Source organism: Magnetospirillum gryphiswaldense MSR-1 v2, assembly GCF_000513295.1.
GTDB classification, from domain to species: domain Bacteria; phylum Pseudomonadota; class Alphaproteobacteria; order Rhodospirillales; family Magnetospirillaceae; genus Magnetospirillum; species Magnetospirillum gryphiswaldense.
Map to the genome: position 1 here is coordinate 1,722,419 of NC_023065.1, position 16,480 is coordinate 1,738,898.

Annotated in this window: 18 protein-coding genes; 9 read left to right on the forward strand and 9 right to left on the reverse strand. The window is 64.8% G+C overall.

Annotation, left to right across the window (positions count from 1 at the left end):
* The first annotated feature begins 23 nt into the window (after nucleotides 1-23).
* Genes MGMSRV2_RS08175 through MGMSRV2_RS08185 form a run of 3 tightly spaced genes read left to right on the forward strand, consistent with a single transcriptional unit; the run spans nucleotide 24 to nucleotide 2,400 of the window.
* Nucleotides 24-890 carry a prohibitin family protein gene (locus MGMSRV2_RS08175; RefSeq protein ID WP_052588896.1) on the forward strand — a complete coding sequence of 289 codons (867 nt, stop codon included), beginning with the start codon at nucleotides 24-26 and terminating at the stop codon, nucleotides 888-890.
* Between the two features lie 5 nt (nucleotides 891-895).
* Nucleotides 896-2,209: an ABC transporter substrate-binding protein gene (locus MGMSRV2_RS08180; RefSeq protein ID WP_024079867.1), complete on the forward strand. Its 1,314-nt coding sequence runs from the start codon at nucleotides 896-898 to the stop codon at nucleotides 2,207-2,209.
* Nucleotides 2,206-2,400: a hypothetical protein gene (locus tag MGMSRV2_RS08185; protein WP_024079868.1), complete on the forward strand. Its 195-nt coding sequence runs from the start codon at nucleotides 2,206-2,208 to the stop codon at nucleotides 2,398-2,400. The genes MGMSRV2_RS08180 and MGMSRV2_RS08185 overlap by 4 nt, the downstream gene beginning before the upstream one ends.
* A gap of 97 nt (nucleotides 2,401-2,497) precedes the next feature.
* Here MGMSRV2_RS08185 and MGMSRV2_RS08190 read toward each other — a convergent pair whose 3' ends face one another.
* Nucleotides 2,498-3,085, reverse strand: a complete 588-nt coding sequence (locus MGMSRV2_RS08190) for a YcjF family protein (protein WP_024079869.1) — start codon at nucleotides 3,083-3,085, stop codon at nucleotides 2,498-2,500.
* Nucleotides 3,086-3,314: 229 nt separating this feature from the next.
* Here MGMSRV2_RS08190 and MGMSRV2_RS08195 point away from each other — a divergent pair, with 229 nt between their 5' ends.
* The 5 genes from MGMSRV2_RS08195 to asnB are packed head-to-tail and all read left to right on the forward strand — an operon-like array spanning nucleotide 3,315 to nucleotide 8,649.
* Nucleotides 3,315-4,295 (forward strand): acyltransferase domain-containing protein, encoded by a 981-nt coding sequence (locus MGMSRV2_RS08195; RefSeq protein ID WP_158497748.1) that lies wholly within the window; start codon nucleotides 3,315-3,317, stop codon nucleotides 4,293-4,295.
* A 31-nt stretch (nucleotides 4,296-4,326) separates the two neighbouring features.
* The gene (locus MGMSRV2_RS08200) at nucleotides 4,327-5,193 is read left to right on the forward strand and encodes an ABC transporter substrate-binding protein (RefSeq protein ID WP_041633525.1); all 867 of its coding nucleotides are present in this window, start codon (nucleotides 4,327-4,329) and stop codon (nucleotides 5,191-5,193) included.
* Entirely contained in the window at nucleotides 5,190-6,434 is a 1,245-nt protein-coding gene (locus tag MGMSRV2_RS08205) for a dicarboxylate/amino acid:cation symporter (RefSeq protein ID WP_024079872.1), read from the forward strand. Before MGMSRV2_RS08200 ends, MGMSRV2_RS08205 begins: the two co-directional genes overlap by 4 nt.
* Nucleotides 6,427-6,672, forward strand: coding sequence for a phosphopantetheine-binding protein (locus tag MGMSRV2_RS08210; protein ID WP_024079873.1), 246 nt, complete (start codon nucleotides 6,427-6,429; stop codon nucleotides 6,670-6,672). Before MGMSRV2_RS08205 ends, MGMSRV2_RS08210 begins: the two co-directional genes overlap by 8 nt.
* A 3-nt stretch (nucleotides 6,673-6,675) precedes the next feature.
* Nucleotides 6,676-8,649 (forward strand): asparagine synthase (glutamine-hydrolyzing), encoded by a 1,974-nt coding sequence (gene asnB, locus MGMSRV2_RS08215; RefSeq protein WP_024079874.1) that lies wholly within the window; start codon nucleotides 6,676-6,678, stop codon nucleotides 8,647-8,649.
* 13 nt (nucleotides 8,650-8,662) lie between these two features.
* Here the strand turns inward: asnB and MGMSRV2_RS08220 are convergent, their stop codons facing one another.
* From MGMSRV2_RS08220 to MGMSRV2_RS08245, 6 genes are read right to left on the reverse strand one after another with little or no spacing between them, the layout of a single operon-like run.
* Nucleotides 8,663-9,418, reverse strand: a complete 756-nt coding sequence (locus MGMSRV2_RS08220) for an enoyl-CoA hydratase/isomerase (protein ID WP_024079875.1) — start codon at nucleotides 9,416-9,418, stop codon at nucleotides 8,663-8,665.
* Entirely contained in the window at nucleotides 9,415-10,638 is a 1,224-nt protein-coding gene (locus tag MGMSRV2_RS08225; protein WP_024079876.1) for a beta-ketoacyl synthase N-terminal-like domain-containing protein, read from the reverse strand. The genes MGMSRV2_RS08220 and MGMSRV2_RS08225 overlap by 4 nt, the downstream gene beginning before the upstream one ends.
* A complete protein-coding gene (locus MGMSRV2_RS08230) occupies nucleotides 10,625-10,873 on the reverse strand; it encodes a phosphopantetheine-binding protein (protein WP_024079877.1) in 249 nt (82 codons plus the stop codon). The genes MGMSRV2_RS08225 and MGMSRV2_RS08230 overlap by 14 nt, the downstream gene beginning before the upstream one ends.
* A gap of 11 nt (nucleotides 10,874-10,884) precedes the next feature.
* Entirely contained in the window at nucleotides 10,885-12,141 is a 1,257-nt protein-coding gene (locus tag MGMSRV2_RS08235) for a hydroxymethylglutaryl-CoA synthase family protein (RefSeq protein WP_024079878.1), read from the reverse strand.
* The gene (locus tag MGMSRV2_RS08240; protein WP_024079879.1) at nucleotides 12,141-13,388 is read right to left on the reverse strand and encodes a cytochrome P450; all 1,248 of its coding nucleotides are present in this window, start codon (nucleotides 13,386-13,388) and stop codon (nucleotides 12,141-12,143) included. The genes MGMSRV2_RS08235 and MGMSRV2_RS08240 overlap by 1 nt, the downstream gene beginning before the upstream one ends.
* Before the next feature lie 20 nt (nucleotides 13,389-13,408).
* Complete coding sequence (locus MGMSRV2_RS08245) at nucleotides 13,409-14,215, reverse strand: FkbM family methyltransferase (protein WP_158497749.1); 807 nt, start codon at nucleotides 14,213-14,215, stop codon at nucleotides 13,409-13,411.
* A gap of 143 nt (nucleotides 14,216-14,358) precedes the next feature.
* Here MGMSRV2_RS08245 and MGMSRV2_RS08250 point away from each other — a divergent pair, with 143 nt between their 5' ends.
* Nucleotides 14,359-15,189 (forward strand): metallophosphoesterase family protein, encoded by an 831-nt coding sequence (locus MGMSRV2_RS08250; RefSeq protein WP_024079881.1) that lies wholly within the window; start codon nucleotides 14,359-14,361, stop codon nucleotides 15,187-15,189.
* Nucleotides 15,190-15,202: 13 nt separating this feature from the next.
* On the opposite strand, the gene MGMSRV2_RS08255 is transcribed toward MGMSRV2_RS08250, so the two are convergent.
* Both MGMSRV2_RS08255 and MGMSRV2_RS08260 read right to left on the reverse strand, forming a co-directional pair.
* A complete protein-coding gene (locus MGMSRV2_RS08255; protein WP_024079882.1) occupies nucleotides 15,203-16,213 on the reverse strand; it encodes a lipid A deacylase LpxR family protein in 1,011 nt (336 codons plus the stop codon).
* Entirely contained in the window at nucleotides 16,210-16,458 is a 249-nt protein-coding gene (locus MGMSRV2_RS08260) for a PepSY domain-containing protein (protein ID WP_041633528.1), read from the reverse strand. Before MGMSRV2_RS08260 ends, MGMSRV2_RS08255 begins: the two co-directional genes overlap by 4 nt.
* Nucleotides 16,459-16,480 lie beyond the last annotated feature (22 nt).

Here is a 16,480-nt window from a genome sequence, read left to right on the forward strand (position 1 = left end):
ATTTCGGGGGGAAATCCAGCCTCATGGCTGACATCGACGATTATGAAGACGATGCCATGCAGTACGCGCCCGATCGGCGTTTGCTGCATTACACCTCGGCGGCCTTGCTGTCCGTGCTGCTGTTGATGGCCGCCATCTTGCTGTGGAACCGCATGGTCATCTCGATCAAGTCGGGCGAAGCCGGGGTGCTTTACAGCTTCTTCACCGGTACCGACCAGGGCAACATCTACGGCGAAGGCGTCCACCTGATCTGGCCGTGGAACACCATGCACGTCTATGATGTGCGCTTCCAGACGCGTGAACAGACCTATTCGCTGCTGACCAATGGCGGTCTGGCGGTCAACCTCAAGGTGGCCATCCGCTATCAGCCCGACATCCGCATGCTGCCCTTGCTGCATGTGGCGGTCGGCCCCGATTATCTGGAAAAGGTGGTGTTCCCCGAGACCGAGGCGGCGTTGCGCCGCGCCGTCGGCCAGTACGGCCCGGAAGAGGTCTATACCAGCCATCGCGGTTTCCTGGAAACCGTGGTGGTCGGCAGCCTGTCCAAGATGGAAAACCGCTACATCATCGTCGACGACGTGCTGGTCAAGTCGGTAGACCTGCCCAACACCGTGCGCGACGCCATCGAGCGCAAACTGGCCCTGCACGAAGAGGAAAAGGCCTTCCAGTACCGCCTATCCATCGAGCAGAAGGAGGCCGAGCGCAAGCGTATCGAGGCCCAAGGCATCCAGACCTATCAGCAGATCATCGCCAAAAGCCTGAACCCCGACCTGCTGCGCTGGCAAGGGGTGCAGGCCACCCGCGACCTGGCCACCTCGCCCAACGCCAAGACCGTGGTGATCGGTGCCGGCAAGGACGGCCTGCCGCTGATCCTGGGCGGCGATCGCTGACCGCCATGACCACCGACACCCCGGACCAGAGCGATAGCCCGCCCCGCCGCTCCTGGCGGCGGCAAGTCGTGGCCGGAATACTGGCTCTGTCCCTGATCGTCAGCCTAGTGGCGCTGGGGTTTTATCATCGCCAACCCGATAACGACGACATCCACCTCGCCGTGGTGTTCTCGCCCGACGAGGATGCCGACGATTTCCTGGCTGGCACCCGTATCGCCGTCGAGCAGGTCAATGCCGCTGGCGGCTTGCTGGGCCGCAAACTGGTGGCGCACGAATACCAGGAAGAGAGTTATACCGACAAGCTGCTGCTGGAAAAGGTGGTGTCGCACGCGCTCAAGCTGGCCGCTCGGATCGGCAAGCAAAAACAGGTGCTGGCGGTGATCGGCCATGGTTCGTCCGCCACCGCCGTACCGGCCAGCGCCGTCTATGAACGCTTCGGCAAGCTGTTCCTGGCCACCCACGCCACCGCCAGTTCACTCAGCAATCACCGGCTGGACCTGACCTTCGCGTTGCAGCCCAACAATGCCGACAACGCTGCCTTCCTGGCCCGCTATGCCGGCCAGAACGGCATCCGCCGGGTGGTGGTGCTGTCCGATAATTCCGGCTATGGCATCGAGACCACCGACCAGTTCCGCAGCCAGTTGACCCAGGACGGCGGCACCGTGCTGTATCGCGGACGGCTGACCAGCATGAACCGCTCCATCGATGACCTGCTACTTTATCTGATGGACAATCCGCTGTTCCGCCCGGCGGATATCGACGCGGTTTTCGTCACCTCGTCCGACGCGGCGCAAACCGCGCAATTCATCATCCGCGCCCGCCAGTTGGGCCTGAGGATGCCGATCATCGGGCCGGAACACCTGTATACCCGGCAGATGGAGGAAACCGTCGGCAAGGCGGCCATGCGCGACGTGGTGGCGGTATCCATCTATGATGGCGATCAGCAGACCAAGGAGGGCGAGCGGCTGTCCCAGGCCTTCACCAAGGCCACCGGGCAACAGCCCGGCCTGATGGCGGCCATGGGCTTCGACGCCGTCAAGGTCTTGGCCTATGCGGTCGGGCGCACCGGCAAGCTTGACCCCGCCGCCATCGCCGACACCTTGCGCATCATCCGCTATGACGGCCCGTTCATCGGTGCCAGCGGCCCGGTGGTGTTCGATTCCAACGGTTTGACCACCGATGCCGCCGCCTATGTGGTGCGCCACGACGGCCAGCGCTTCCATACGGTCGCCGCCTACAAAAAGCCCTTGCCGACGCCCCCGGTCCACCAGGACGAAACGGCGGCCCCCAATGCCTATGAAAGGACCTTGATGAAATGATCTACTTCGTGCATCCGGCCGTGGTGTTCCTGTGGATCGCCTTCAGTTGGCTGATCGGTCTGCTGGGCAAGAACAAGCGCTTCGGCTTTTTCGGCAATTTCCTGATTTCGTTCCTGTTCAGCCCGGTGGTCGGCATCATCGTGCTGCTGGCCTCCGACGACCGCCTGCCGCCGCCCTTGCGGCGGCGCTGACGCTTGCGGGGGAAATGCAAGCTGACGCTCGCCGGGAAAATGCAAAAAACCGCCGCCCCCGGAACCGGAAGCGGCGGTCTTTTGCTGAACCAGCCGATCAGTGCGCGGCGGCCACGTCGTCGACGGCGGCGGCTTCCTTGCGCGCCTTGACCTTGGCAGCCAGGGCCTTGCCCTTCTCGAATTGCTGCTTGTAGTAAGCGCGCATGGCATCGGCGCTGAGATTGAAGATGTCGCCGCCATTTTCGTAATGCTTCACGAAGACGCGACCGATGGCGTAGGTGGTGGCGCCGGCGATCACCGGCAGCGACACCATGCCCAGCATCCAGCCGACGCCGGGGATCAGCTTGGTCAGGCTGACCGCCACGGCCATGCCGGCGCCATAGCCGACGACGCCGCCGGCCAGCGAAGCGATGACGCTGCGGCCCAGGCTTTCCGAGAACGGCTTGCCGTACAGTTCCGACAGCTTCTGGATCATGCGCAGTTCGATGGCCACCACGGCGGCGATGTCGAACAGGGGGACCGGGACGATGCTGGCGGCCACGGCGGCCAGGACATAATCCTTGATCATGTTTTCCGCCACCAGATCGCGCCCGACGGAATCCGGGGTCGGGCCGGCGGTGGTCGGGCTGTCCGCCGGAGCGGCGGCGGGGGCGGGAGCTTCGGAAGCAGCGGTTTGCGCGGCCATGATATTCCTCCGGTTGCGCCCCGCGTCCGGCATGAAGCGCGAGGGAAGAGATGTCGGTGTGAATGAATCGGGCACCAGCCCGCAGGTACCCTACTATTTGAGGCCATGGAAGAAAAGTACCGTTTTATACCACAGGGATATTTCATCGACCCATTGCTCGCGCGGGCATTGCCAGAAGCGTATGGAGCAAGGTAGCGTTCCCGACGTTTTCGCTGACTTGGATTGGCCCGTGCCGCCGCTTCCCGTGATTTTCTGTTTTGCTGGCCAGGGCTCGCAATATTTCGGCATGGCCGGCCAGTTGCTGGCCGAAAATGCCGTCTTCCGCCACTGGATGCTGGCGGGCGATGCCATCGTCGCCGCCCGTCACGGCTTTTCCGTCCTGGCTGAAATCCAAGGCGGCGGCAAGCGCGTGTCGCAGCCCTTCGACCGGATGGAAGCCAGCCATCCCGCCATCTTCCTGGTGCAATACGCCTTGGCCAAGGTGTTGCAGGATCACGGCCTGCGCCCGCATATGCTGTTGGGGGTGTCCTTGGGCGAGATCGTCGCCCAGGCCATCGCCGGCATGATCAGCTTCGAGGCGGCGCTGACCCTGGTTGCCGATCAGCCGAATTTGTTCCGCCGCACCTGCCCGCCCGGCGGCATGGTGGCGGTACTGGCCCCGGCGACCTTGCACGCCGACAACCCCGTGCTGGCGGCGCGCAGCGAAATGGCCGGCATCACCTCGCCCAATCATTTCATCCTGTCGGCCCTGGCCGAGGATTTGGACGAAATCGAGGCGGAACTGCGCCGGCGCGAGGTGGTGTTCCAACGCCTGCCGGTGCCTTTCGCCTTTCATTCCCGCTTCATCGATGCCGCCCAGGCCGAATGTCTGGCCGCCACCGCCCTGGTGCGGCGCGAAACCCCGTTCTGGCCGGTGTGGTCGTGCTGCACCGCCGGGCTGACCGGGACGGCCATGCCTGATCTGATCTGGCGCATCGTCCGTCAGCCCATGCGGGTGGCGCACAGCGTGGCGATCCTCGAGCAACAAGGCGCCGTCTATGTGGACCTCAGCCCCTCGGGCACCTTGGCCACCGTTTTGCGCCAATGCCTGCAACCGGGCTCGCCGTCGAAACTGCTCAGCGTGTTGTCGCCGTTCGGCGGCGATGACCAGCGGTTGACCAAGACGGTGGAGACATTGCGCCGTCTGGCCGAGACCGGCACTTTGCGCTAATCTGATGGCATATCGGAGTGGGGGAACGATTTTGCTTTGGACCTGGACCGGGATCCGCCACACCATTGCCGTCCTCGGCCTGTTGGTGCTGCCGCCCACCGCTGGCTATGCCGCCGACCCCGCCACCGCCCCCGACATCGCCCGTATCCTCGCCCGCGGTACCTTGGTGGTGGCAGCCTATAAATCCGACATGCCGCCGTTCTTCTATGTGGATGCGGCGGGCAAGCCGGGCGGCATCGATGTCGAATTGGCCACCGACATCGCCCAGCGCCTGGGCGTCAAACTCAACTATGCCCGCATGGCCGACAATTTCGACGACCTGCCGCATCTGGTGGCCAGCCGCAAGGCCGACGTCGCCATCAGCTATCTCAGCCGCACCCTGCGCCGGGCCGCGCTGGTCCGTTTCACCCAGCCCTATGCCCGCCTGCGCCAGACCCTGATGGTCAACCGCACCAAGACCGCACCCTTGTTCCGTGGCGGCGAGCGGGTGGAAATGCTGAACGATGCCAGTGTCCAGGTTGGCGTCGAGGACGGCAGCTCCTACGTGGATTTCGCCACCGAGCGCCTGCCCCGCGCCCAAGTCAAACCCTTTCCCAGCAACGAAGACGCCATCGCCGCCCTGCTGGCCGGTCAATTACATGCGGTCATGGTGGATGAGGGCTTTTCCTATTCGCTCACCCGGGTCCAGGCCGGGGTGCCGCGCTATCGTGTCCGCGACGATTGGGCGCTTTACGTCAAGATCGTGCCTTTGACCGGCGCCCGCGACCCCATCGCCATGGCGGTGCACCGCGACGATCCCAACTGGCTGGCCTGGCTGGATACTTATATCGCCGACCGCCAGGAAGACGGCTCCCTGGACCGTCTGCTCGACCGTCATCTGGGGGGACCGCGCAAGTGAACCCGCTGACCACGCACCTGTCCAGCCCGTGGGCGGTGGTCGCCGGCCTGCTGGCCGGCGGCGTGCTGGGGGTATGGTTGCCCGAGGCCGGCATGGCGCTGGAACCGGTCGGCCAACTTTATCTGCAACTCATGCAGATGTGCGTGCTGCCCATCATCATCAGCGCCGTCACCGCCAGCATCGCCCGACTGATCCTGGGCGACAGCGGCGCGGCGCTGCCGCGTCTGGCCCTGGTCTTTCTGGCCGGACTGGCCGCCACCGCCGCCATCGCCCTGGCCGCCGGACTTTTGTTTCAGCCGGGGATCGGGCTGGGCCAGGACCAGCGCGTCTTTCTCGCCAATGAGATCTTGCAGCAAGACGCCGCTGCTACCGGTCAGCCGGCGCCCAGCCTGTGGCTGCTGGCGCAGATGGTGATCCCGGCCAATGTCATCCGCGCCGCCGCCGAGGGCCATATGCTGGCGCTGTTGCTGTTCTCGCTGCTGCTGGGCATGGGTCTGGGCAAACTGGGCGGCGAACAAAGCCTGTTCGCCGTCGGTGTGCTGGATGCCTTTTACAACGCCTTGGTCAAGGTGATGGGCTGGATTTTGCTGGGCCTGCCCTTCGGCCTGTTCGCGCTGATGGCCGCCCACACCGCCCAGGGCGGCCTCCACATGTTCCTGATGCTGGGCAAGCTGGTCGCCACCTTGTATGGCGTCGCCCTGCTGGTGATCGCGGTGCTGACCCTGTTGATCGCCCGGCGCACCGGGCTTGGACCGCTGGCCGTCCTGTCGCTGGTGCGCCAGCCGCTGTTCACCGCCTTCGGCACCGGCTCCAGCATCGCCACCTTGCCGGCGGCGCTCAGGGTGGCGGAAACCGGCCTGGGCCTCAGCCGCCAGACCACCCAGATGGTGCTGCCCCTGGGCGTCAGCCTGTATCCCTTGGGCAACGTCGTCCATGTGGTCATCAGCAGTCTGTTCGTGCTGCAACTCTACGGCCTGCCCATCGGCCTGCAAGCCGGGCTGGTGGTGACCATCGGCGGCATCCTGGTGGCCTGCGCCATGTCGGGGGCGCCGGGCATCGCCTCGATGGCGTTGCTGGGCATGCTGCTGGCGCCGTTCGGCGTGCCGGTGGAAGTGGCCATCGTCCTTCTGGTGGCGCTGGACCCGGTGCTCGACCCGGTGCTGACCGTGGTCAACGTCTATGGCAACATGGGGGCCGCCGCGCTGATGGAACCCCAGCAAAAGGAAGCGCATCATGGATAAAATCCGCGCCTTCATCGAGGAACAGTTCCTGGTGGAATTCGACGATGACGACTTCCCCGAGGACACCAACCTGTTCAAGGAAGGGGTGATGGATTCCTTCGGCTACGTGCAATTGTGCCGCTTTCTCGAACGCGAATTCGCCATCACCTTCACCGAGGCCGAGATGACCGGCAACGTTCTGGTCAGCCTGAGCCAGATCCGCGACACGGTGGCGGCCAAGCTCAAGCAGAACGGCTAGGCCATGTGCGGGATCGCCGGCCTGATCCACACGGAGGTGGCGTCGCAGGATTTGCCCGACATCATCACCGGCATGCTCGACCGCATCAGCCATCGCGGCCCCGACGGCATGGGCACGGTCATCGGCGACGATTGGGCGCTGGGGACGGCGCGGCTGGCCATCATCGACCCCAAGGACGGCATTCAGCCCATGGCCGATGCCGGCGGGCGGTTCTGGCTGGCCTATAACGGCGAAATCTACAATTACCGCGAATTGCGCAGCGAGTTGGAGGCGCACGGCGCCGTCTTCCACACCCAATGCGACACCGAGGTCTTGCTGGCCGCCTGGCTGCACTGGGGCGCCGAGTGCCTGCCACGCTTGAACGGCGGCTTCGCCTTCGCCCTTTACGATCGCCGCGACCGCCGGCTGGTGCTGGCCCGCGACCGCTTCGGCAAGCGGCCCCTGTTCTATGCCCGCCACGGTAATGCCTTGCTGTTCGCCTCGGAGATGAAGGCGTTTTTGGCGGTGCCCGGCTTCGTCTTTGCCCAAGATTCGGGGCAACTGGCCTCGATCCTGGGGGTGTGGACGCCGTTGCCCGACCAAAGCGGCTTCACCGGCATTTCCGCCCTGCCCATGGGCGAATGGATGAGCGTCGACGCCGGCGGGCGGATGGAGCGCCACGCCTATGCGCCGTTACGCTTCGCTGACGGCCCGGCACCGGCCAGCGAGGCCGAGGCCATGGCGCTGATCCGGCAAAGGCTGGAACAATCCGTCCGCCTGCGCCTGCGCAGCGACGTCGAGGTCGGGGTCTATCTCAGCGGCGGCATCGATTCGGCCATCGTCGCCCGTCTGACCACCGATATTTCCGGCCGTCCGCCGGCCACCTTTTCCGTCACCTTCGACGATGCCAGCCTGGACGAATCGCCCGAGCAACAGGCGGTGGCGGCGGCCTTGGGCACCCGCCACCACGCCTTGCGCATCACCGGCGCCCATATCGCCGAAGCCTGCCCGCAGGCGGTCTATCACGCCGAAATGCCGGCGTTTCGCAGTGCCTTCATCCCCATGTTCCTGCTGTCGCGGCTGACCCGCGACAACGGCATCAAGGTGATCCTGAGCGGCGAAGGCGCCGACGAGGCCTTTCTGGGTTATGACCTGTTCAAGGAAACCCTGCTGCGTGGCGCCTGGGACGGCATGGACGAGGATAGCCGCCGCCAGCGCATCGCCCGGCTTTACCCGCATCTCGGCCATTACGGCCCACAAGAGGTGGCGGCGCTGACTGGGCTTTATCAGCAATTCTCCACCGAGCGGATGCCCGGCCTGTTCTCGCACGAACTCCGCTTCCAGAACGGTCGGTTCTCCGCCCGCCTGTTGAAGGACAAAGCCGATCCCTTCGCCGCCATCACCGCCCTGGTGGGCGAGAATGACGGATTGAAGGGCCTAAGCCCAGTGCAACGGGCACAATGGCTGGAATACAAGACGCTGCTGCCCGGCTATCTGCTGTCGACCCAGGGCGACCGCCCGGCCCTGGCCCATGGGGTGGAAAACCGCTGTCCGTTCCTGGACCAAAGCGTGATCGACGCGGCTTCCTGTATCAATCTACGCTTCGACGATGGCTATGATGAAAAGCGTCTGCTGCGCCGGGCCTTTGCCGACGATCTGCCGGCATCGGTGGTGAACAAGCGCAAATTCCCCTATCGCGCCCCCGATGCCGATGCCTTCGCCGCCGCCCGTCCGGATTATCTGGAGTTGGTGCAGTCGGAAACGGAACTGGCCAAGCTGCCCTTCATCGATGCGGCCTTCGCCCGCCGCCTCAGCGCCAAGGTGCTGAAATCTCCGGCGGGCGAGATCAGCACCAAGGAAAACCAGACCTTCCTGTTTCTGCTGTCCATTACCCTGCTGCACCGCTTTTTCGTCAGCCGCGAGGGTGTGCCGGGCCATGACGTCGACCGCCCGCGCCCACCGGTGATGCGGGCAGTGGATTTGCGCGGCCAGCCCTAACTTTCCCCCAGTCTTAATTTTCCCAGGGGAACTTCTGTTCAGTGACATAGCGGCGGATGCCAGTGCGGGTGGCCGGGTCGCTGAACATGGCCCGGTTGGCCTCTAACGCTGGCGGACGGGCGGCATCGACCAGCGCCGACAAATCATGACGATAAAGCTTGTAGCGTCCGACGGCTGACTTATCCAACCGGCGCAGGCGCAACAGATGCTTGCGCAACAGGCCGTCCACCGGATCCTCCACACCATCCACCAAACCCCAGGCCAAGGCCTGGGCCGCATTGACCGGCTGGGTCGACAAGGTCAGGTAATGGGCGCGTTGCTCCCCCACCCGCCGGATCAAAAACGGCAGCACACAGGCCGGAAACAGGCCGAACAGCAATTCCGACAGGGCGAAACTGGCGCTATGGTCGGCCAGCACCATGTCGCAGGCCGCCGCCAGCCCGACGCCGCCAGCATTGACGCGGCCACGGGTGACCGCCACCGATACGAACGGCCCCATGGCCAGCCGCCGCCACAGATCATAAAGCGGCGCCGGATCAAGCACCGCATCGCTTTCCGCCACCGCCTGAAAGTCGCCGCCACCACAAAACACCTGGGCACCGCCGGTCAGCACCAGCACCGACGGCCCGTCCGCCGCCTCGCAGCCGCGCACCACCTCGGTCAATTCGGCCAGGAATTGGGCGTTGATGACATGGCCCAGTTCGGGCCGGGTCGGGCTGACCGTACAGATACCGTCGGCCTGTTCCACCCTCAGCGTCGTATAGGTCATGTCGCCCCCCTGATCACCAGCGCCGTATCGGTGCCGCCGAAGCCGAACGACAGTTTCAATCCGTGACGGACGGCCTGGGTCTGGGGCAATCCCTGCACATGCCGCAACACCGGCTCATGCGGATGCTCCAGATTGCGGGTGGCGTGCAGCCGTCCTGCCCGCATCTGCAACAACAGCGCCGCCAGTTCGATGGCCCCGGCGGCGCTGAGGCCGTGACCGATGACCGATTTGGTCGCCACCACCCAGGCTTGGTCCAAGCCCAGGCCGTGCAGGGTGGCAGCTTCGACCTCGTCACCCTTGGGCGTGCTGGTGGCGTGGGCGCTGATCACGTCGATGTCGCCCGCCCCTAAGCCCGCCTGACGCAAGGCCAGGGTGATGGCGCGGCGCTGGCCGTCACCATCGGGTTCGGGACCGCGTTGACCATCGACCACCTGAGCGGCACCGATCAGCGTGCCATAGCCCGGCCCGGTCTGGTCGGCACGGCACAACACCAGAGCGGCACAGCATTCACCATAGAGGAAACCGTCGTGATCGCGGTCGAACGGACGGCAGGCGCGGCCCGGCTGATCGGCGAAACGGGCCGAGCCCATGGCCCCCAGTGCCCGCATCCCCAACAGGTCCAGATAAGACACATCCTGCATGGCCCCGAGCGCGATGCAGACATCGACCGTGCCGGCACGGATGGCCGCCGCCGCCTGGATCACCGCCACCGCACCACTGGCCGAGGCGGCGCCGACAGTATGGGCGAAGCCGCGAATGGGAAAAATACTGGCGGCCAGACCGCAGACTTCGCTGTCCAGATAGACATGACCGGCGCGCGGTGGCACGAAAGCCAGCCGACCGGCATAATCCTGGGCCATCAACACCTGTTCCCGCGCGAACAGGTTGGAGCCGCCGACCACCAGCCCGATGCGGTCCGGCGCCACCTTGTCCAGGCCCGCCTCGCCCCAGGCTTCATTGAGCACGGCCAAGGCGACACGACCGCCCAAGCCGATGGTGCGCGCCACCCGCTTGGGCACCAGCTCGGGCGGCAGTTCGGGCGGGTCGGGCATTTCCACGCCGATGAAGGAGGTCGAGCCATCGGGCGCCTGCCGCCCCGGTCGCGCCAGCGCGGAAAACACGTCGCGCCCGGCCAGCAGGCCGTCGATCAGGCTGGCCTTGCCATAGCCCAGACCGCAGGCGGTGCCGATGCCGGCAAAAACGATGTCAGGCGCTGGCACACTTGGCCTTCAGCAACAGGGCCAGTTCGCCCAGATTGCGCGGCCCGTGCAATTGCACCATGGGCAGGTCGAGACCCAGGATTTCCAGCGTGTTCATCAGGATTTCACTGCGTTCCACCGAATCGACGCCAAGGGCGGCCATGGAATCGGCGGCGCCGATGTCGTGGTCGATCATCTCGGGCACCACCTCGCGGATTTGTCCGATCAGGATGGACAGGATGTCGTCGCTTTCCAAACCAGTCCCCTTTAAACGAAACGATATTGACGGTGGTAGCCCACCATGGCCTCCAGCACAAGCCGGCCCGAGCCCTGGAACGCGTTCCACGCCCCGGCAATGGTATCGGGAGCGACGGTAACATCTTTTTGACCGAAACGAATGACGTGGTCGCCACGCAACAAATGCTCGTACTCGCTTATGCTCAGGCGGTAACGGCGATCGAGGTCGGCGCCGATGCCCATGGCCCGCAAGCGGCGCTGGCTATCGGGGCTGACCACGCCGCTGTAAAACTCGGAACAGCAGCCCGAGCCATAGGAAAACAGCCCGACCCGGCACGGCTCGGTGATCGCGGCATTTTCCAGCAGGCCGGCGAGCCCCAGGAACACCGAGCCGCCAGCGGTGTTGCCGACGCGCTGACCAAAGGTCAGGCTGGGGCCGAGACGACGGGTGAAATCGGCCTCGATCTCGTCGGGCTTGGCCTTGAACAGCTTGCGCATCAAGGCGCGATGGGCGCCCTTGACCATGCCGCCGAACGGGGTGTGAAAGCTGAGATAGCTGAAGGACTGGCGGAAATCGGCGCCTTCGACGCGGCGGGCATAATCCTTCCAGCAGCGTTCGCAACAATCCAGGTAAGCCATCAGCGACAGATCGGCGTCACCGGCCTCGGTATCGGGACCGGGGCGGCAGGTATCCATCACCTCGAAGCCGTGATTGCCATAGGCGCCCGCATCCATACGCAGAATATGGGGGGTGTCGCTGACCAGCAGGGCCACCGCACCGGCGCCCGAACTGGGCTCGGAATAGGCCCATTCCTGGATCGCCGCCGCATCGGCCAGGGCGAAACGCGACAGATCGGTGCACACCACCAAGGCCTTGGCCCCGGGCGAGGTGCCCGACAGGATGAAGTTGACGGCCATCTGCAAGCCGGCGGTGCCGGAATAACAGGCCTGCTTGATCTCGAACAGGCGGCAATTGCCGGCCAGCCCCAAATGGTGGTGGACATAAGTGCTGATGGACTTGCCGAAATCGATGCCCGATTCGGTACAGGTCACCACCATCTCGATACGCGCCCGCTCTTCCACGCTCAAGGCATCGACCAGCGGTTTGGCGGCGTTGACGGCAAAGGTGATGGGATCTTCGAACGGCAAGGCCACCGTCTTTTCCCGCATCAGCAGATTGTCGAAACGTGGCATGTCGAGACCGCGATGCACGCATAACTCACGCACGTCCAGACAGGCGGCGCCGCCATAGACGTTGAGCGCCTCGATCCCAGCCGCCAAGGCCATCAGCGCCCCACCTTGACCGGAAGCGTGGCCAGACCACGGGCGTTCAGCCGGTCGGTGCGCCACACCGGCGTGCCGGCCAGGGTGATGGACGGCCAGCGGTCGAGCAAGGCGTTGATGGCGACCAGCCCTTCCAGTCGGGCCAAGGGCGCGCCCAGGCAGACATGGGGGCCGCCGCCGAAGGTGAAGTGCGCATTGCCCACCCGTCCGATGTCGAACAGATCAGGGTTGTCGAAGCGGGCCGGGTCGCGGTTGACGGCGCCGATCATCCCGAGGATGGGGGCGCCGGCGGGAATAACCGTGCCGCAGATTTCCACCTCTTCGCGCGCCACCCGCAAGATCATGTTGCCGCCCGGCTCGCAGCGCATGAATTCCTCGACGGCGCTGCGCACCAGCGACCGGTCGGCGCGCAACCGCGCCATCTGCTCGGGGTTATCCAGCAACAGCCGCATACCGTTGCCGATCAGCGTCACCGTGGTTTCGTGGCCGGCGATCAACATGGACATCATGTTGGTCAGGGTTTCTTCCTCGCTGACCACGCCGTCGTCCTGGGCGCGGATGATGATGCCGGTCAGGCTGGCATCACCGGCAGCCCGGCGTTCGGCCAGGAAACCGCGCAGGAAGTCCTTGCTCGCCTTCATGGCGTCGAGTGCGCGCTGCTTGTCCTCGGGCGAGATCATCACGTCGGCGACGCGGATCAGCGCCTCGCTCCAGCCATGGATGGTGTCGTCCATGCTGGACGGCAGATTGAGCAGGTTGCACAGCACCCGCATGGGCATGGGGGCAGCGAAATCGCGGATCAGGTCGATCTCGCCCTCGTCCGGCAATTCGGCCACCAATCTGGCCGCCTCGGCCTCGATCATCGGCGCCATGTCCTTGACCGCCGGCAGCTTGAAGGCGTCTTCCCACACCGCGCGCATGCGCTTGTGGTCGGCGCCGTCCACGTTGATCATCTGCGGCTGCACGCCCTGGTAAAGCTCATGCCCCACCGGGTCACGCTGACGGTACTCGTCGTTGTTCCAGCCGGGGTTCCAGTAATGGGTATCGCGCCCGATCTTGGGCGATTTGGCGATGGCGCCAAAGGCTTCATGCCCCAACACGAAATAGATGCCCGATTGCTCATCCAGGTGGATGGGCCCCTGCTGTTGCAGGCGCCGCAGATCGGCATAGGGATTTTCCAGAAAGGCCCGGTCGGTCAGCATCGCCCACCAGTCATGGCCGGTTACCGGCCCGGTCGTGGTTTCCGCCATCTTTCCCTCCCTTTTCGCGCTCACCGCGCCGCGTAGATATGGAACACCGCCGCGCCCCCTTGCGCCAGCGGATGGGTGCCGACAGAGGTGCGAAAACCGCGCCGGCGCAAGTCTTCCGCCATGATCTCGGTTACCTCTTCGCCCAGATGAACCTCGACCAGCAATTGCTGTATTTTCGGCCAATCGGCCTCGTCCAGACCGGCCAGAACCTCGCGTTCGGCCCCCTCGGTATCGATCTTCAGCAAATCCACCCGGTCGATGCCCAGGGCTTGCATCTGCGCCGACAGGGTGTCGATTTGCGCCCGCACGGTCTCGGGCCGCAGCAGTTGGTCAAGGAACGCCGTGTCGGCGGCCACCTGGGTGGCGCCGCTGCGCTCCAGCACCTCTTGCACGTCGTCGCCCGCAATCGCCCCGCCGCCCAACAATTGGCGTAAACCGGCGGCCATGGTCTGGCCCACCGCCCGGTTCTGCGTCGATAGCGCGGCGACACCGGGGAAATAGTCGAATTCCGCCCAACCGGGCTCGGCTCCCAAGGCCAGTTGTATGGCCTGAGCCGGCGGCACCAGCGCCGCCGCGTTGCGTTCCAGCACCGCGAACACTGCCGGCATGGGCTCGAAAGCGACGATGCGGGCCTGGGGGCAATGGTCGCGTAAGTAAAGCGAGAACAGGCCGATATTGGCGCCCACATCCAGATAGGTGCCGTCGGCGGGCAGGCTTAAACCATGGGCGGCCAGATCATCGGAAAAGATTTCGTGAGCGCCGAAATCCACCTCGTAGGTGTTAAGGCAAAACACGCTACGGCCATCGGGCAAGGTTGCGGATTGCATGATCGGCATTTCCCCACGGCCTGACGCCGCCCACGAAGACAGGGCGAATTTTTCGGCCAGAGTTTCGCGCAAAGCGTTGATGCCGTCAAGGCAACCGCTTGGCAGCAATGGGCCGGCTCTGTTAAGCATGTTGCATGAGGCTCATGGCGATCAGCGACCTGCATCTGTCCAGCGCCGCCAATCGCGATGCCCTGGCGGCACTACCTGGCTTTGCCGACGACTGGCTGATCGTGGCCGGCGACGTGGCGGAACGTTTCGACCATCTGGCCCTGGCGTTCGAGACCTTCACCCGCCGCTTCGCCCAGGTGATCTGGGTGCCCGGCAATCATGAATTATGGAGTGTGCCGGAACAGGATGGTCAGCCGCCCCTGCGCGGCGCGGCGCGCTATCAGGCACAGGTGGCGCTGGCGCGTTCTTTCGGCGTCCTTACCCCCGAAGATTCCTTTCCCCTCTGGCCGGGTCCGGGCGGACCTTGCGTCATCGCCCCCTTGTTCCTGCTTTACGATTACAGCTTTCGCCCATCCGCCATCGCCCGCGAGGACGTGGTCGCCTGGGCGACGGAACAACGCAGCGTCTGCGCTGATGAAATGCTGCTGGACCCCGCCCCCTTCGCCAGCCGCGAGGATTGGTGCGCCAGCCGTCTGGACTGGACCGAACAACGCCTGCTGGCGCTGGACCCCAGCCTGCCCACCGTGCTGATCAACCACTTCCCGCTGCGGGATGATCTGATCCACATCCCGCGGGCACCGCGCTTCACGCCGTGGTGCGGCACCAAGGCCACCGACGATTGGCATCGGCGTTTCCGCGCGCGGGTGGTGGTCAGCGGTCATCTGCATGTGCGACGTACCGACTGGCGCGACGGCTGCCGGTTCGAGGAAGTGTCGTTGGGCCATCCGCGCCAATGGAACCACGCCCAGGGCATGGCGTCCTACCTGCGCCAGATCCTGCCCAACCCGCCGAACGGCCCGACGTGAAGGAAATACCCGCTCACCATGAAAAGCCAAGCGCCGCCGTACCGATCAGGTCGGGCGAGTTCTGGCCCTCGAATTCGCGGCTGCGCCGCACGGCACTGACCGTCATGTGGAAATCGTTGGACCAGAACAGCGAGAACCCGGCCTGAATGTCGCCGACGAAGATGTTCTTGTCGACGCTGGGACTTTGCCGGAACGAATTGCCGTCGAGGAAGATGTTGTGGCCGACCGCCCGGCCCTGGGCGCCGGCGAAGAAATAAAAGCCCAAGGCGCCGTCGAGACGATCACTGTCGAAATAATCGGTCCCCGACAGACCGGGACGGATGCGGGCGGGGCCGTAATCGCCGCGCAGATTTTTGCCCACCCGCAGCAAGGCGCCGCCACCGGCATAGGTGAAGATATTGCCGATGGTCGCCCCCAGTTGCGGCACGATATCCATGCCGTTATCGGCATCACCAAGGACGGAAAGCCGCCACAGCCGTTCATAGGTCAGCATCACGCCGGGTTCGGTCTGAAGGCCGTTTTTCCACCCATGTGCCTCAGCTACGCCGATAAACTGGTGATAATCGTTCTGGGTCTGCCGCCCCAACGCCCCCGGCCCCACCAGGCCGACGCTGAGTTCCAGGTTTTCCAACATGCGGCGGTCGGTTTCCTGAAGCAGGCTGGCCCCGGCATAAAGCCAAGCGCCATAAGGGCGGTCACGCGGATCAGGTTGCGGCAAGACCTTGTCTTCGGGGGTGAAGATGCTTTGCCCCAGAAACAGACCGACCCGTCGGACCGATGCGGACCCGCCTGCGGCGTAAACCAGATCAAAGGCGTCATTCCAACCGTCTTGCGCCGCAATAACCGGGGTAAGAACCGACAGGCGCAAGCCCTGGGTATAGTGGCGGTCGGAATCGGCATAAAGGGAATCGTTCTCCTCCAGCAACGTGAAGCGGTAGGCGTCGTCGGCCTGTGCCGTGCACGCCATGCACAGCAGGGCACAGCCCGAGACCAGCCCGGCCCAGGGGGGAGAGATCGCCCTCAATCCCCTTCCACCATCACGTTTCCTTGCGGCGACAGGACGATGTTGACGGTCTTGCCGTCCTTGACCGCGGTGCCATGCCAGAAATTGTCGCAGCCCTTCTTCAGGTTGCGGACCTGACGGTATCCCGCTTTTTCAATCTTCTGCCGGGCCATCTCGACCGTCGATCCATCGATCTTGTCGGTGGGTTCGCACGGAGACGCCCACGCGGCGGATGGGGGTAGTCCGGCAGCACCCAGGGCCAGCATGGCAGCGACAAATGACAGACGG

What these genes read in the sequence shown, in the direction of transcription:
- MGMSRV2_RS08220 (WP_024079875.1), bottom strand. Translation starts at nt 9,418, where the DNA reads ATGACCTATACGACGCTGAGGGTGGAACAGGCCGACGGTATCTGTACG.
- MGMSRV2_RS08210 (WP_024079873.1), top strand. Translation starts at nt 6,427, where the DNA reads ATGGATAAAATCCGCGCCTTCATCGAGGAACAGTTCCTGGTGGAATTC.
- MGMSRV2_RS08175 (WP_052588896.1), top strand. Translation starts at nt 24, where the DNA reads ATGGCTGACATCGACGATTATGAAGACGATGCCATGCAGTACGCGCCC.
- MGMSRV2_RS08260 (WP_041633528.1), bottom strand. Translation starts at nt 16,458, where the DNA reads ATGCTGGCCCTGGGTGCTGCCGGACTACCCCCATCCGCCGCGTGGGCG.
- MGMSRV2_RS08180 (WP_024079867.1), top strand. Translation starts at nt 896, where the DNA reads ATGACCACCGACACCCCGGACCAGAGCGATAGCCCGCCCCGCCGCTCC.
- MGMSRV2_RS08240 (WP_024079879.1), bottom strand. Translation starts at nt 13,388, where the DNA reads ATGGCGGAAACCACGACCGGGCCGGTAACCGGCCATGACTGGTGGGCG.
- MGMSRV2_RS08235 (WP_024079878.1), bottom strand. Translation starts at nt 12,141, where the DNA reads ATGGCCTTGGCGGCTGGGATCGAGGCGCTCAACGTCTATGGCGGCGCC.
- MGMSRV2_RS08245 (WP_158497749.1), bottom strand. Translation starts at nt 14,215, where the DNA reads ATGCAATCCGCAACCTTGCCCGATGGCCGTAGCGTGTTTTGCCTTAAC.
- asnB (WP_024079874.1), top strand. Translation starts at nt 6,676, where the DNA reads ATGTGCGGGATCGCCGGCCTGATCCACACGGAGGTGGCGTCGCAGGAT.
- MGMSRV2_RS08185 (WP_024079868.1), top strand. Translation starts at nt 2,206, where the DNA reads ATGATCTACTTCGTGCATCCGGCCGTGGTGTTCCTGTGGATCGCCTTC.
- MGMSRV2_RS08250 (WP_024079881.1), top strand. Translation starts at nt 14,359, where the DNA reads ATGGCGATCAGCGACCTGCATCTGTCCAGCGCCGCCAATCGCGATGCC.
- MGMSRV2_RS08190 (WP_024079869.1), bottom strand. Translation starts at nt 3,085, where the DNA reads ATGGCCGCGCAAACCGCTGCTTCCGAAGCTCCCGCCCCCGCCGCCGCT.